Annotated in this window: 9 protein-coding genes and 1 riboswitch; of the genes, 3 read left to right on the forward strand and 6 right to left on the reverse strand. The window is 70.5% G+C overall.

Annotated elements, in window-relative coordinates:
• Positions 1–17 precede the first annotated feature (17 nt).
• A complete protein-coding gene (locus ACOKM3_RS12775; RefSeq protein WP_426900000.1) occupies positions 18–2,888 on the reverse strand; it encodes a bifunctional acetate--CoA ligase family protein/GNAT family N-acetyltransferase in 2,871 nt (956 codons plus the stop codon).
• Positions 2,889–3,076: 188 nt separating this feature from the next.
• Here ACOKM3_RS12775 and ACOKM3_RS12780 point away from each other — a divergent pair, with 188 nt between their 5' ends.
• On the forward strand, positions 3,077–3,358 hold the full coding sequence (locus ACOKM3_RS12780; RefSeq protein WP_030021209.1) for an HPr family phosphocarrier protein: 282 nt from the start codon (positions 3,077–3,079) through the stop codon (positions 3,356–3,358).
• 214 nt (positions 3,359–3,572) lie between these two features.
• Here ACOKM3_RS12780 and ACOKM3_RS12785 read toward each other — a convergent pair whose 3' ends face one another.
• The 4 genes from ACOKM3_RS12785 to ACOKM3_RS12800 all read right to left on the reverse strand — a co-directional run bounded on the left by ACOKM3_RS12785 (position 3,573) and on the right by ACOKM3_RS12800 (position 8,426).
• Complete coding sequence (locus ACOKM3_RS12785) at positions 3,573–4,259, reverse strand: GntR family transcriptional regulator (RefSeq protein WP_266714979.1); 687 nt, start codon at positions 4,257–4,259, stop codon at positions 3,573–3,575.
• 221 nt (positions 4,260–4,480) lie between these two features.
• Entirely contained in the window at positions 4,481–5,281 is an 801-nt protein-coding gene (locus ACOKM3_RS12790; RefSeq protein ID WP_426900002.1) for a M23 family metallopeptidase, read from the reverse strand.
• Positions 5,282–5,293: 12 nt separating this feature from the next.
• A riboswitch (cyclic di-AMP (ydaO/yuaA leader) is annotated at positions 5,294–5,457 on the reverse strand.
• A 240-nt stretch (positions 5,458–5,697) separates the two neighbouring features.
• On the reverse strand, positions 5,698–7,065 hold the full coding sequence (locus ACOKM3_RS12795; RefSeq protein WP_426906779.1) for a M16 family metallopeptidase: 1,368 nt from the start codon (positions 7,063–7,065) through the stop codon (positions 5,698–5,700).
• Positions 7,066–7,082: 17 nt separating this feature from the next.
• Entirely contained in the window at positions 7,083–8,426 is a 1,344-nt protein-coding gene (locus ACOKM3_RS12800; RefSeq protein ID WP_327666094.1) for a M16 family metallopeptidase, read from the reverse strand.
• Positions 8,427–8,746: 320 nt separating this feature from the next.
• Here ACOKM3_RS12800 and ACOKM3_RS12805 point away from each other — a divergent pair, with 320 nt between their 5' ends.
• The gene (locus ACOKM3_RS12805) at positions 8,747–11,203 is read left to right on the forward strand and encodes a DNA gyrase/topoisomerase IV subunit A (protein ID WP_426900004.1); all 2,457 of its coding nucleotides are present in this window, start codon (positions 8,747–8,749) and stop codon (positions 11,201–11,203) included.
• Here ACOKM3_RS12805 and ACOKM3_RS12810 read toward each other — a convergent pair.
• A complete protein-coding gene (locus ACOKM3_RS12810) occupies positions 11,200–12,369 on the reverse strand; it encodes a CobW family GTP-binding protein (RefSeq protein WP_426900006.1) in 1,170 nt (389 codons plus the stop codon). The two genes, ACOKM3_RS12805 and ACOKM3_RS12810, sit on opposite strands and share 4 nt — an antisense overlap.
• Positions 12,370–12,710: 341 nt before the next feature.
• Here ACOKM3_RS12810 and ACOKM3_RS12815 point away from each other — a divergent pair, with 341 nt between their 5' ends.
• The gene (locus ACOKM3_RS12815) at positions 12,711–13,232 is read left to right on the forward strand and encodes a DUF6082 family protein (RefSeq protein WP_426900008.1); all 522 of its coding nucleotides are present in this window, start codon (positions 12,711–12,713) and stop codon (positions 13,230–13,232) included.
• The last annotated feature ends 5 nt before the right edge of the window (positions 13,233–13,237 follow it).

Below are 13,237 nucleotides of genomic sequence, written 5' to 3' on the forward strand. Positions count from 1 at the left end.
GGCCCGTACGAGGTGGTTCAGTACGCGGCGGGCAGGGTGCGCGGGCCGAGGTCGTCGCGGGCGGGCGGCGGCGCGAGCCGGACGGAGGCGCCGAGGACGGTCAGCCCGCGCTCGGCCACGACGACCGGTTCGAGGGCGACGCCGACGACCTCGGGGTGGTCGTCGACCAGGCGCGAGACCCGTTGCAGCAGCTCTTCGAGCGCGGGGGTGTCCACGGGGGCCGCGCCGCGCCAGCCGAACAGGATCGGGGACGTCTTGATGGACCGCACGATCGCCTGCGCGTCCTTGTCGGTCACCGGGATCAGCCGGTGGGCGGTGTCACCGAGCAGTTCGGAGGCAGCTCCGGCGAGTGCGAAGGAGAGCACGGCGCCCGCGGCCGGGTCTATGACGGCGCGTACGACGGTGTCGACTCCGCGCGGCGCCATCGACTGCACGACCGGCCGCAGTTCGGCAGGCTTGCCGAGCCGCTGGGTCAGGTCTTCGTAGGCGCGCCGCAGCTCTCCCTCGCCGGCCAGGTCCAGGCGTACGCCGCCGAGGTCGGGGCGGTGCCGCAGATGCGGGGCGGTCGTCTTCAGGGCCACCGGGTAGCCGAGCGTGCGCGCCGCCGCCGCGGCCTCGTCCGGGCCGGGGGCGGGCAGCGTGCTGCGGACGTCGATGCCGTAGCGGGACAGCAGGGCGCGGGCGTCCTCCGGGGCGAGGTCTGCGCCCCGCGGGTCGCCCTCCTTGGCGAGCAGTTCCGTGATGAGCTCGGCGGCGCCCTGCTCGTCGATGGCGTCGTACTCGGGCACCTTGCCGGGCGCGGCGGCGTCGCGTCGCCACTGGGCGTACTTGGACACCTGGGAGAGCGCGCGGACGGCGCGCTCGGCCGCCGGGTAGGCGGGGATGAGGCGCCTGGTGCGGTCCACAGGAAGCGGGGTGCCTTCGGCGACGTCGGGCGCATCCGAAGAAGCCCCGGGAGTCCCTGAGGCCTCCGAAGTGGCGCGCTGGGGCAGGGTGTCGGGCGCGTTGGGCCCCGTGCTGGCCGCGGCGGAGAGGGCTTCCGCGAGGCCACCGAGTTCGACGTGGACGACGAGCACCGGCTTCGTGGGGCCGGTGGCGGCTGCCGCGCTCAGGGCGGCCGCGAGTTCCGCGTCCTCCGAGGGGCCCTCCCCCACTGCGGGGATCGCGGTGACCACGACGGCGTCCGTCTTCTCGTCGGCCAGGGCCTGCTCCAGTGCGGCCCGGAAGTCGGCGGCGGACGCGGCGGTCGTCAGGTCCAGCGGCGGCTTGGGCCGCAGCCCTTCGGAGAGGCACACGTCGTACGTAAGGAGGCCGAGCGACTCCGAGTTGCCCAGGATGGCGACGCGTGGCCCCTCGGGCAGCGGCTGGCGGGCCAACAGGAGGCCGGTGTCCACGAGTTCGGTGATCGTGTCGACCCGGATGACCCCCGCCTGGCGCAGCAGCGCGGACACGGTGGCGTACGGGAGGCGGGTGGCCCGCACCGCGTGGCCCGTGGGCGCGATGCCGCTGTGCCGGGCGCCCTGCACGACCACCAGGGGCTTGGCGGCGGCGGTGCGGCGGGCGAGGCGGGTGAACTTGCGGGGGTTGCCGATCGATTCGAGGTACATGAGGGCGACGTCGGTGTCCGCGTCGTCGTACCAGTACTGAAGGACGTCGTTCCCGGACACGTCCGCGCGGTTGCCCGCGGAGACGAACGTGGAGACGCCGCTGGCCCCGGTGACTCCCCCGCCCCTGCGGTGCAGGCGGGACAGGAGCGCGATGCCGATGGCGCCGGACTGGGCGAACAGGCCGATGCGCCCGGGGCGCGGCATCTCGGGGGCGAGCGAGGCGTTGAGCCGTACTTCCGGTGACGTGTTGACGACCCCGAAGGCGTTCGGCCCGATGATGCGCATTCCGTAGCTGCGGGCCTGGCGGACCAGGGCACGCTGGCGCTCGCGGCCCTCGTCGCCGCTCTCCGCGTAGCCGGCGGAGACCACGACGAGGCCCTGCACGCCGCGCTCGCCGCACTCGGCGACGACCTCGGGGACGTCCGGGGCGGGCACGGCCACGACGGCCAGGTCGACCGTCTCCGCCGGGTCGATGTCGCGTACGGAGCGGTGCGCGGGCACGCCGTCGATCTCGGTGACGTCATCCCCGAACGCCTGGTTCACCGCGTACAGGCGGCCGGTGAAGCCCGCGTCCTTCAGGTTGTCGAGAACGCTGCGGCCCACTCCTCCGGCCGCGCGTCCCACGCCGATCACGGCGACGGAGCCGGGAGCGAGCAGGCGCTGCACCGAGCGGGCCTCGGCGCGCTGCTCGCGCGCGTGCTGCACCGCGAGCGAGGCCTCCGTGGGCTCGATGTCGAACTCCAGGCGGACCACGCCGTCCTCGAAGCTGCGCTTCTGCGTGTATCCGGCGTCCCGGAACACCTTGATCATCTTGCTGTTGGCGGGCAGCACCTCGGCGGCGAACCGGCGGATGCCCCGCTCGCGGGCGACGGCCGCGATGTGCTCCAGGAGGGCGGAGGCGACGCCCCGGCCCTGGTGGGCGTCCTGCACGAGGAAGGCGACCTCCGCCTCGTCGGCGGGCGCGGTAGCCGACATGCCCTGCTCGTTGATCCGGTCGTAGCGCACCGTGGCGATGAACTCGCCGCCCACCGTGACCGCGAGACCGACCCTGTCCACGTAGTCGTGATGGGTGAAGCGGTGCACGTCCTTGGCGGACAGGCGGGGGTAGGGCGCGAAGAAGCGGTAGTACTTCGACTCGTCCGAGACCTGCTCGTAGAAGCTGGTCAGATGCTCGGCGTCCGCGGTCGTGATGGGCCTGATCCGCGCGGTGCCGCCGTCGCGCAGCACCACGTCGGCCTCCCAGTGGGCGGGGTACGCATGGCGGTCCGACGGGGTCTCCATGCCGCAAGGGTAGGGCCGGGCACCGACAGATGACGGTCGGTCGTACGGGTCGCGGCCCGTGCGTACGGAGGGCACCCTATGGAGGACCGAAGGGCCGTGCCGGTGAGGACCTGGGTCCGCGTCACGCACGCCTCCCGATATGGAACACTGGTCTAGACAACCGTGAGACACCTGAAGGGCAGCATCACATGGCTGAGCGCCGCGTCAACGTCGGCTGGGCCGAGGGCCTCCACGCCCGCCCCGCTTCCATCTTCGTCCGCGCTGCCACGGCCGCCGGCGTTCCCGTGACGATCGCCAAGGCCGACGGCAACCCCGTCAACGCCGCCTCCATGCTGGCCGTGCTCGGCCTGGGCGCGCAGGGCGGCGAGGAGATCGTGCTGGCTTCCGACGCCGAGGGTGCGGACGCCGCGCTCGACCGTCTGGCGAAGCTGGTCGCCGAGGGGCTCGAGGAGCTTCCCGAGACCGTCTGACACAAAGACAAAAGCAGTACGGCTGAGCCGCGCGTTCCCCTTCGGGACGCGCGGCTTTTTCGTTCGCTATTGTGGCACGTTCGTTCACAATTGCGGCACGCCCGTTCGCTATTGCGGCGCGAATTGGGCGGCGGGAAATAGGCAGCGGAAATTCATCCGCACCCCGTTCAACCCATTCACCGAATAGTGCACTTCTTTGTATACGGCGCTGTTGTTAAACCTGGCGCCCCACCGTGTTGACTGCATGTTGCGAAGTCCTCACATGCTCGCCCGCGCGGGGGACGCGCAGCCTGTGGGCGGCCGTCGCACGCTCCGCGTGCAGGGTGGCCAGGGCGCGGGCACGCTCCGCGTCGCCGCGCGCCACGGCGTCGACGATGGCGCCGTGCTCGGCCCAGGACTCGGCCGGCCGGGCCGGGCTCTCCACGGCGTACATCCAGGCGATCTTGTGGCGGAGCTGGGTGAGCAGGGTGATCAGGCCGGGACTGCCGGAGGCCTGCGCGAGCGTCTCGTGGAACCAGCTGCCGAGGGAGCGCAGATCCTCGCTCTGGCCCCGTCGGGAGCGCTCCTGACCCAGCCTGACCAGGCCACGCAGCACCTTGAGGTGGGCCTCGGTGCGGCGCTGCGCGGCGCGGGCGGCGCCCATGGGTTCGAGCAGCATGCGGATCTCCAGGAGGTCGGCCGCCTCCCGCTCGGTGGGTTCGGCCACGCACGCGCCCGCGTGCCTGCGCGTGACGACGAACCCCTCCGCCTCCAGGGTGCGCAGCGCCTCACGGACGGGCACGCGCGAGACCCCGTAGCGACGCGCGAGCAGTTCCTCGGTGAGCCTGCCGCCGCGCTCGTAGACGCCGGCGACGATGTCGTCACGGATCGCTGTGCATACCGACTGCGCGGGAATGCGCATGACTCGACCTCCGCCTCAATGCCCGCGATACGCGGCCGATTGACGCCCGGTCAAGCGCGAATGACACGTGGCCGGAACGTTTACCCGGTGACTCTATTCCACCGGGCTTGAATTTCCGACGAGGGAACTGAATCCAGGGATATTTTTTGGACAGTGCAGACCCGCACACGCGAAAGCCCCGGCTCGGTGAGCCGGGGCTTTCGTGGAGTGTGGCTGACGGGTCAGACGTTCACACCGTGCTGGCGCAGGTACGCGACGGGGTCGATGTCCGAGCCGTAGTCGGGGCCGGTGCGGGCCTCGAAGTGGAGGTGCGGGCCCGTGACGTTGCCGGTGGCTCCGGAGAGGCCGATCTGCTGGCCGGGGGTGACGTCCTGGCCGACGGAGACGCCGATCGAGGACATGTGACCGTACTGGGTGTACGTACCGTCCTTCATCTTGATCACGACGTTGTTGCCGTACGCGCCGCCCCAGCCGGCCTCGACGACGGTGCCCATGCCGACCGCGTGCACCGAAGTGCCGCTGGAGGCGTGGAAGTCGATGCCGGTGTGGCTGCCGGAGGACCACAGTCCGCTGCCGGCCTGGTAGGCCGTGGAGACGTACGAGCCGGAGATCGGCGACACGAAGCTGTTCAGGCGCTTGCGCTCGGCCTCGCGGGCGGCGCGCTCCTTGGCCTCGCGCTCCTTCTCGGCCTTCTCGGCGGCCCGCTTCTTGGCCTCCGCCTCGGCCTTGCGCTTGGCCTCCGCGGCCTTCTTCTTGGCCTCGGCCTCGGCCTTCGCCTTGGCGGCGGCCTTCTGCTGCGCGGTGGCCTGCGCGTCGATCTGCTCGGCCAGGGAGTCGCCGATGGCCACGGCCTGCGTGAGGCCGTCGTGCGGGGCTACCGCGGTGTCGGCGGCGAGTGCGGGGGCGGCGAGGCCGCCCACCACGCCCGTCGTGGTGATCGCGGCGACGCCGGCGACCTGAGCGGTGGTACGCGTCAGGCGGCTGGGACGGCGGTGCTTCCCGGTGGCACGGGTGAACGCCATGAAGTGGCTGGTCCTTTCCTTCCTTCTCGCCTACCGGGTTAGCTGACGGGTTCGGAGCAGGAAGGTCTCCTACAGGCCCCCTCCCCTTACGGGAAGAGCGCCCGATTCACCCCAGGGACTTCGGTGGGTCCCCGGCTCCCCTGGCTCGCACCATGGGGACTCGGCGATGACTGTCCGGTGTCGCGGGCGCGACGTACGTCTGGCGGACAGCCGGAGGGAACGCTAAGCGGGGCGTCTTTGGATCGACAAACAGAACCCGGCTTTTGTAGTGCACGCCACAGGGCAGACAGGCAACCACCACATCAATTCGGACATTTGCGAGCGTGTGGTGATTGAAGACGACCGTGACGGACGCCACGAAGCCCCGGCCGCCGATGCCGGCGCCGGGGCTTCGTGGTGTGCCGCGGGAGACGAGCTCAGCTCTCGACCACCGTGACCTCGCCGATGCCGAGCGCCTTGACCGGCTCCTCGATCTGCGCGGCGTCACCCACCAGGATCGTCACCAGGCGGCCCGCCGGGAACGCGCTCACGACGGCGGCCGTGGCCTCCACGGTGCCCGTGGCGGCCAGTTGCCGGTACACTTGCGCCTGGAAGTCGTCCGGCAGGTGCTGCTCGACCTGGTCGGCGAGGGTGCTCGCGACAGCCGCCGCGGTCTCGAACTTCAGCGGGGCCACGCCCACCAAGTTCTGTACGGCGGTGTCCCGTTCGGCATCCGTGAGCCCCTCGGCCGCCAGCGTGCGCAGGACCTTCCACAGGTCGTCGAGCGCGGGCCCGGTGTTCGGAGTGTCCACCGAGCCGCTGATGGCGAGCATCGCGGCGCCGCTGCCGTCGGGCGCGGAGCGCAGCACCTGGGCGAAGGAGCGCACTCCGTAGGTGTAGCCCTTCTCCTCGCGCAGGACGCGGTCCAGGCGCGACGTGAGGGTGCCGCCCAGGCAGTACGTGCCGAGGATCTGCGCGGCCCACACACGGTCGTGCTTGTCCGGTCCGACCCGGCCCATGAGCAACTGCGTCTGCACGGCACCGGGACGGTCCACGATGATCACGCGGCCGGTGTCGTCGGCGACGACCGGCGGCACGGGGCGCGGCTCGGCGGTGTCGCCGGTCCAGGCGCCGAGCGTGTCGGCGAGGAGGGCGTCCAGGTCGATGCCCCTCAGGTCACCCACGACGACGGCCGTGGCGGTGGCGGGGCGTACGTGCCGGTCGTAGAAGGCGCGCACGGCCGCCGCGTCGATGGCCGAGACGGTCTCCTCGGTGCCCTGGCGCGGGCGCGACATACGCGCGTCGGCAGGGAAGAGCTGCTTGGAGAGCTCCTTGGCGGCGCGCCGGGCCGGGTTGGCGGCCTCGTGCGGGATCTCGTCCAGGCGGTTGCGGACGAGCCGCTCGATCTCGCTGTCGTCGAAGGCGGGGGCCCGCAGCGCGTCGGCCAGGAGGGCGAGGCCCTTGGAGAGGCGGGAGGCCGGCACTTCGAGGGAGGCACGGACGCCGGGGTGGTCGGCGTGCGCGTCCATCGTGGCGCCGCAGCGCTCCAGCTCGGCGGCGAACTCCTCGGCGGAGTGCTTGTCCGTGCCTTCGTTGAAGGCACGCGCCATGATCGTCGAGACGCCGTCGAGGCCCTTCGGTTCCGCGTCAAGCGGTGCGTCCAGGTGCACCTCCACGGCGATGACCTGCTGTCCCGGCCGGTGGCAGCGCAGCACCGTCAGGCCGTTGGGGAGCGCGCCGCGCTCCGGGGCCGGGAACGCCCAGGGCTTGGGCTCCCCCGCCTGCGGCCGCGGGTGGAAGTCCATGTTCGCGAGCTGCTCGGTCACTGGCCCGCCTCCTCGGCGATCTCGGCGTTCTCGGTGTCGGCGGGCGCGGTCGGCTCGTACACGAGGGACGCGCGGTTGTCGGGACGCAGGCGCGCCTTGGCGATCTCCTGGACCTCCTCGGCGGTCACGTCCAGGACGCGCCCCACGGCGGTCAGGGCGAGCTGCGGGTCGCCGAACAGGACGGCGTAGCGGCACAGCTCGTCGGCGCGCCCCGAGACCGTGCCCAGGCGGTCCAGCCACTCGCGCTCCAACTGCGCCTGGGCGCGCTCCATTTCCTCGGGGCTCGGGCCCTCCTCGGCGAACCGGGCGAGCTCCTCGTCGACGGCGGCCTCGATGACCGGCACCTCGACGTCTCCGGAGGTCTTCACGTCCAGCCAGCCCAGGGAGGGCGCTCCGGCGAGGCGCAGCAGACCGAAACCGGCCGCCACGGCGGTGCGGTCACGGCGTACGAGCCGGTTGTACAGGCGCGAGGACTCGCCGCCGCCGAGGACGGTGAGGGCGAGGTCGGCGGCGTCGCACGCGCGCGTGCCGTCCTGCGGGAGCCGGTAGGCCGACATCAGGGCGCGCGCCGGGACCTCCTCCTCGACGACCTCGCGCTGCTGCTCGCCGATGACCTCCGGGAGGGCACCGTCGCGCGGGGCGGGCTTGCCGTCATGGCCGGGGATCGAGCCGAAGTACCGCTCGACCCAGGCCAGCGTCTGCTCCGGGTCGATGTCGCCGACGATCGACAGCACCGCGTTGTTGGGCGCGTAGTAAGTGCGGAAGAAGTTCCGCGCGTCTTCGAGGGTGGCCGCGTCCAGGTCGGCCATGGAGCCGATGGGCGTGTGGTGGTACGGGTGCCCCTCGGGGTACATGAGGGCGGTCAGCTTCTCGAACGCCGTGCCGTAGGGCACGTTGTCGTAACGCTGGCGCCGCTCGTTCTTCACGACGTCCCGCTGGTTCTCCATCGACTCGTCGTCAAGGGCCGTGAGGAGCGAGCCCATGCGGTCGGCCTCCAGCCACAGCGCGAGCTCCAGCTGGTGGGCGGGCATGGTCTCGAAGTAGTTGGTGCGCTCGAAGCTCGTCGTACCGTTGAGCGAGCCGCCCGCGCCCTGGACGAACTCGAAGTGCCCGTTGCCGTGCACCTGCTTCGAGCCCTGGAACATCAGGTGCTCGAAGAGGTGAGCCAGGCCCGTACGGCCCTTGACCTCGTGGCGCGAGCCGACGTCGTACCAGAGGCAGACCGCCGCGACCGGGGTCAGGTGATCCTCGGAGAGCACCACGCGCAGGCCGTTGGCCAGCCGGTGCTCGGTCGCTGTCAGGCCGCCGGAGCCGGCCTCGGCGGTGGCCGTGTGACCCATGGGCATGTACGTCCCTTCGATCGCGGTGCAACGCGAATTCGCGGTGAGCTCTGGACTGCGGCAGGTCCTGGAACCAGGTCATGGAACCAAGTCCTGGAACACTGAACTGCTGCGAGTGCTGCCACTGTATGCAAGCGTGCTGGCACCTGGCGAAGTTCCCGCCGGGGCTACGCCGTGAGCGAGCAGTCGGCCCTCTCGGGGCCGCGCGACACCCGGTACTGAAGGGCCGCGAGCGGCGTTGTCAGTGCGGCGGTCCACAATGGTCCGCGACAGTTCCCGTTCATGTAACCGTTCTTGTAGGTGAAGGAGCCGCAGCAGCGATGGCCCGCCGCAGCACGAAGACCCCGCCGCCCGACGACTTCGAGGAGAAGATCCTCGACGTCGACGTGGTCGACGAAATGCAGGGCTCCTACCTGGAGTACGCGTACTCGGTCATCTACTCACGCGCCCTGCCCGACGCCCGCGACGGGATGAAGCCCGTCCACCGTCGGATCGTCTACCAGATGAACGAGATGGGCCTGCGCCCCGAGCGCGGCTTCGTGAAGTGCGCCCGCGTCGTCGGCGAGGTCATGGGTAAGTTGCACCCCCATGGCGACTCGTCGATCTACGACGCACTGGTGCGCCTCGCCCAGCCGTTCTCCATGCGCGTCCCGCTGGTGGACGGGCACGGGAACTTCGGCTCCCTGGGCAATGACGACCGCCCCGCCGCCATGCGTTACACCGAGTGCCGCCCGGACGCCGCCGCGTCCCTCATGACCGAGTCGATCGACGAGAACACGGTCGACTTCGTCGCGAACTACGACGGCCAGGAGCAGGAGCCGATCGTCCTCCCGGCGGCGTACCCGAACCTGCTGGTGAACGGCGCGTCGGGCATCGCGGTCGGCATGGCGACGAACATGGCGCCGCACAACCTGGGTGAAGTGATCGCCGCCGCGCGGCACTTGATCCGGCACCCGGGCGCCGACCTCGACACGCTCATGAAGTACGTTCCGGGGCCCGACCTCCCGACGGGCGGCCGGATCGTCGGCCTGTCCGGCATCAGGGACGCGTACGAGACGGGCCGCGGCACGTTCAAGATCCGCTCGACGGTCTCCGTGGAGAACGTGACGGCGCGCCGCAAGGGCCTCGTCGTCACCGAGCTGCCCTTCGCGGTCGGCCCCGAGAAGGTCATCTCGAAGATCAAGGAACTGGTCGGTTCCAAGAAGCTCCAGGGCATCGCCGACGTCAAGGACCTCACGGACCGCGAGCACGGCCTGCGCCTGGTCATCGAGATCAAGAACGGCTTCGTGCCGGAGGCCGTCCTGGAGCAGCTCTACAAGCTGACGGCCATGGAGGAGTCCTTCGGCATCAACAACGTGGCGCTGGTGGACGGTCAGCCGCTCACCCTCGGCCTCAAGGAGCTCCTCGAGGTCTACCTGGACCACCGCTTCGACGTGGTGCGCCGCCGCAGCGAGTTCCGCCGCAGCAAGAAGCAGGACCGCCTCCATCTGGTGGAGGGCCTCCTCGTCGCCCTGGTGGACATCGACGAGGTCATCCGCATCATCCGCTCCAGCGACAACAGCGCGCAGGCCAAGGAGCGCCTGATCGAGCGCTTCTCGCTGAGCGAGATCCAGACGCAGTACATCCTGGACACGCCGCTGCGCCGCCTCACCAAGTTCGACCGCATCGAGCTGGACGCGGAGCGCGACAAGCTCAACGGCGAGATCGACGAGCTGACCGGCATCCTCGATTCCGACTCCGAGCTGCGCAAGCTGGTCTCCTCCGAACTGGCCGCCGTGGCGAAGAAGTTCGGCGACGACCGGCGCACGGTACTCCTGGAGTCGGCGGGCGCCCCGGTGTCGGCGGTTCCGCTCCAGGTCGCCGACGACCCGTGCCGCGTGCTGCTCTCCTCGACCGGGCTGCTCGCCCGTACGGCGAACGGCGATCCCTTCACCGAAGGTGAAGGCACCAAGCGCACGAAGCACGACGTGATCGTCTCCTCGGTCCCCGCGACGGCTCGCGGCGAGATCGGCGTCGTCACGTCCGCAGGACGCCTGCTGCGCCTGAACGTGGTCGACCTGCCGCAACTCCCGGACTCGGCCTCCGCGCCGAACCTCTCGGGAGGCGCCCCGGTCGCCGAGTTCCTCTCCTCCCTGGAGGCGGACGAGACGGTCGTGTGTCTCATGACCCTGGACGAGTCCTCGCCCGGCCTGGCGATCGGCACCGAACAGGGCATCGTGAAGCGCGTGGTGCCCGACTATCCGTCCCACAAGGAGGAGCTGGAGGTCATCACCCTCAAGGACGGTGACCGCATCGTCGGCGCCGCGGAGCTGCGCACCGGTGAGGAAGACCTGGTCTTCATCACGGACGACGCACAGCTGCTGCGCTTCCAGGCCTCCATCGTGCGCCCGCAGGGCCGCGCGGCGGGCGGCATGTCCGGCGTGAAGCTGGCGACAGGAGCGAAGGTCATCTCGTTCACCACGATCGACCCGGCGGTCGACGCGGTGGTGTTCACCGTGGCCGGCTCGCGCGGCACGCTGGACGACTCGGTGCAGACGACGGCCAAGCTCACGCCGTTCGACCAGTACCCGAGGAAGGGTCGTGCCACGGGCGGCGTCCGCTGCCAGCGCTTCCTGAAGGGCGAGGACTGCCTGAGCCTGGCCTGGGCCGGCCCGGCACCCGCGCGTGCGGCGCAGAAGAACGGCACGCCGGCCGAGCTGCCCGAGATGGACCCGCGCCGAGACGGTTCGGGCGTGTCGCTGCCGAAGACGGTGGCGGCGACGGCGGGCCCGATCTAGGAACGCGGAAGCGGGTCAGGAACGGGGTCGGGAGCGAGGTCCGCCTCGGGGTCGACGTAGTCCGCGACCTCCTCCGCCTCGCCCTTGTCCTGCACATAGCGGAGAACGCCCCACATGCCCTGTTCGTCCACGGTGTGTGGGGCGTCGCTCTTGGCGGCGTCGAGCTGCTTACCGAGATCGGCCGCGTCGATGCCGGACCCGATCAGGACGAGCTGGGTGAGGCGCTCCTCGCCGCCCGGCCACGGCTCCGGATAGAACCTCAGGAAACGCCCCACGGCGTGCACGGCGTACCGGTTGCCCGTGTCGCCCGCGCCGAAATCGACATATCCCTTGATCCGGTAGAGCCCCTCGGGCCTGCTGTCGAGGAACGCGATCAGCCGACGGGGGTCCATGGGCACGTCGGAGGTGAACGCGACGCTGTCGTAGGCGGCGTGGAGATGTGTGTCATGCGCCGCGCGACTGCCGTGGCGGTCCCCCTCGCCATCGCCGCCATCGTCGTCATGCCGATGCAGATCGTCGAAGGACAGCTGCCCGATCCGCTCCTCGGTGGGGCGGCAGTCGAAGAGCAGCGCCGGGTCGATGCGCCCGTACGACGCGGACACGACGGCGGCCCGGCCGGCGGCGGCCCGCACGGCGCCCAGGACCCGCTCACGCTCGTCCGGGCCGACGCGATCGCCCTTGTTCACCACGACCAGGTCCGCGATCCCCAGGTGCCGCTCCACCTCGGGGTGTTTCTCGCGGGTGGCGTCGAACTCGGCGGTGTCGACGACCTCGATCAACCCTCCGTACACGATCCTCGGGTTGTCGCTGGCCAGCACCATGCGCACGAGTTCTTGAGGCTCAGCGATGCCACTGGCCTCGATCACGATGACATCAATGGCATGCATGTCATTGACGGGACGGGTCAACTTCTCCAGATACTCGTCGAGTTCACTGGCATCCACCGCGCAACACAGGCACCCATTGCCCAGCGAGACCGTCGAGTCGCCCAGCTGCCCGGCGACCGCCATGGCGTCGATCTCGATCGACCCGAAGTCGTTGACGATCGCCCCGATCCGGGTGCCACCGCTGCGGTGCAGCAGATGATTGAGCAAGGTCGTCTTCCCCGACCCCAGGAAGCCGGCGAGGACGACGACGGGGATCTGCTGCGGGCTGGCCTTGCTCAACGCGACCTCTCTCACACCGGATCGCGCCGCGGCGTGCGCTGCGGCGCACGCCGGTTCGGGGCCCGGCTCTCGTACGAAGAATGAATGCCGCCCCAGGATACGAGCGGGTGGAAAGGCCGCGAAGTGAACGATTGCTAACGGCGCCCGCTGGGCACACGTTGGACATGGCGCCGGTTTTCGCGAACTGAGCATCCACCCGTGCGCCTCCTCTCCGCCTCCCGCCGATCAGAGCCGCTCGGCACCCTGGGAGTCGGCAAGCGCGCCGCCCACCGCCGCCGGTTTCCGTCCCCGTCGCCCCTCACCCGACGACCGGCGCACGGTCGCCTGAATCGGGGGTTGACATGACCACAATGAGTTACTCGTCATGGCGTAACGCAATCGCCGTGATCGTCAGCGGCGCCACGGGAGCCGCTGCGGCCCAGGCATGGCATCGATACGGGCCGGACCGCCGGTTGACCACGGCGCAGCGCCGACGCGCCCGCGCACACCAACAGCGCATGCACTGGGAGCTGCTGAGCAAGGCGCTGGACGATCCGGCTCTAGCCATGGTCATAGACACCTACGGGGTGGAACTCTCCCCACAGACGCGTCGGCAGATGATGTACGCCAACCTCTGGTACATCAGCGTGTTCCACCAATACGAATCCGGCCTGCTGACCGAGCAGGAAATCCTCGGGCCCTTGCGTGAGCTGTTCCAGAGCCCGCACATACGCGAGTACTGGGAGGTCACCCGCCCCCACCGGGCAGCCCTGGACCCCTCATCCTCGGAAGCGCGGATCGGACGCATCGCCGAAGCCCTGTTCCAGGAACTCGACGAGGCCGACACCGACGAGTGGTGGGTAGTCGGGCAGCCCTCCCCTTGACGACC

It is taken from the genome of Streptomyces nidicola, from assembly GCF_050106155.1.
Classification (GTDB): Bacteria; Actinomycetota; Actinomycetes; order Streptomycetales; family Streptomycetaceae; genus Streptomyces.

Excerpts from the sequence above, each read along its gene's own strand:
- ACOKM3_RS12775 (WP_426900000.1), bottom strand. The coding sequence starts at position 2,888 with ATGGAGACCCCGTCGGACCGCCATGCGTACCCCGCCCACTGGGAGGCC.
- ACOKM3_RS12780 (WP_030021209.1), top strand. The coding sequence starts at position 3,077 with ATGGCTGAGCGCCGCGTCAACGTCGGCTGGGCCGAGGGCCTCCACGCC.
- ACOKM3_RS12785 (WP_266714979.1), bottom strand. The coding sequence starts at position 4,259 with ATGCGCATTCCCGCGCAGTCGGTATGCACAGCGATCCGTGACGACATC.
- ACOKM3_RS12790 (WP_426900002.1), bottom strand. The coding sequence starts at position 5,281 with ATGGCGTTCACCCGTGCCACCGGGAAGCACCGCCGTCCCAGCCGCCTG.
- ACOKM3_RS12795 (WP_426906779.1), bottom strand. The coding sequence starts at position 7,065 with ATGGACTTCCACCCGCGGCCGCAGGCGGGGGAGCCCAAGCCCTGGGCG.
- ACOKM3_RS12800 (WP_327666094.1), bottom strand. The coding sequence starts at position 8,426 with ATGGGTCACACGGCCACCGCCGAGGCCGGCTCCGGCGGCCTGACAGCG.
- ACOKM3_RS12805 (WP_426900004.1), top strand. The coding sequence starts at position 8,747 with ATGGCCCGCCGCAGCACGAAGACCCCGCCGCCCGACGACTTCGAGGAG.
- ACOKM3_RS12815 (WP_426900008.1), top strand. The coding sequence starts at position 12,711 with ATGACCACAATGAGTTACTCGTCATGGCGTAACGCAATCGCCGTGATC.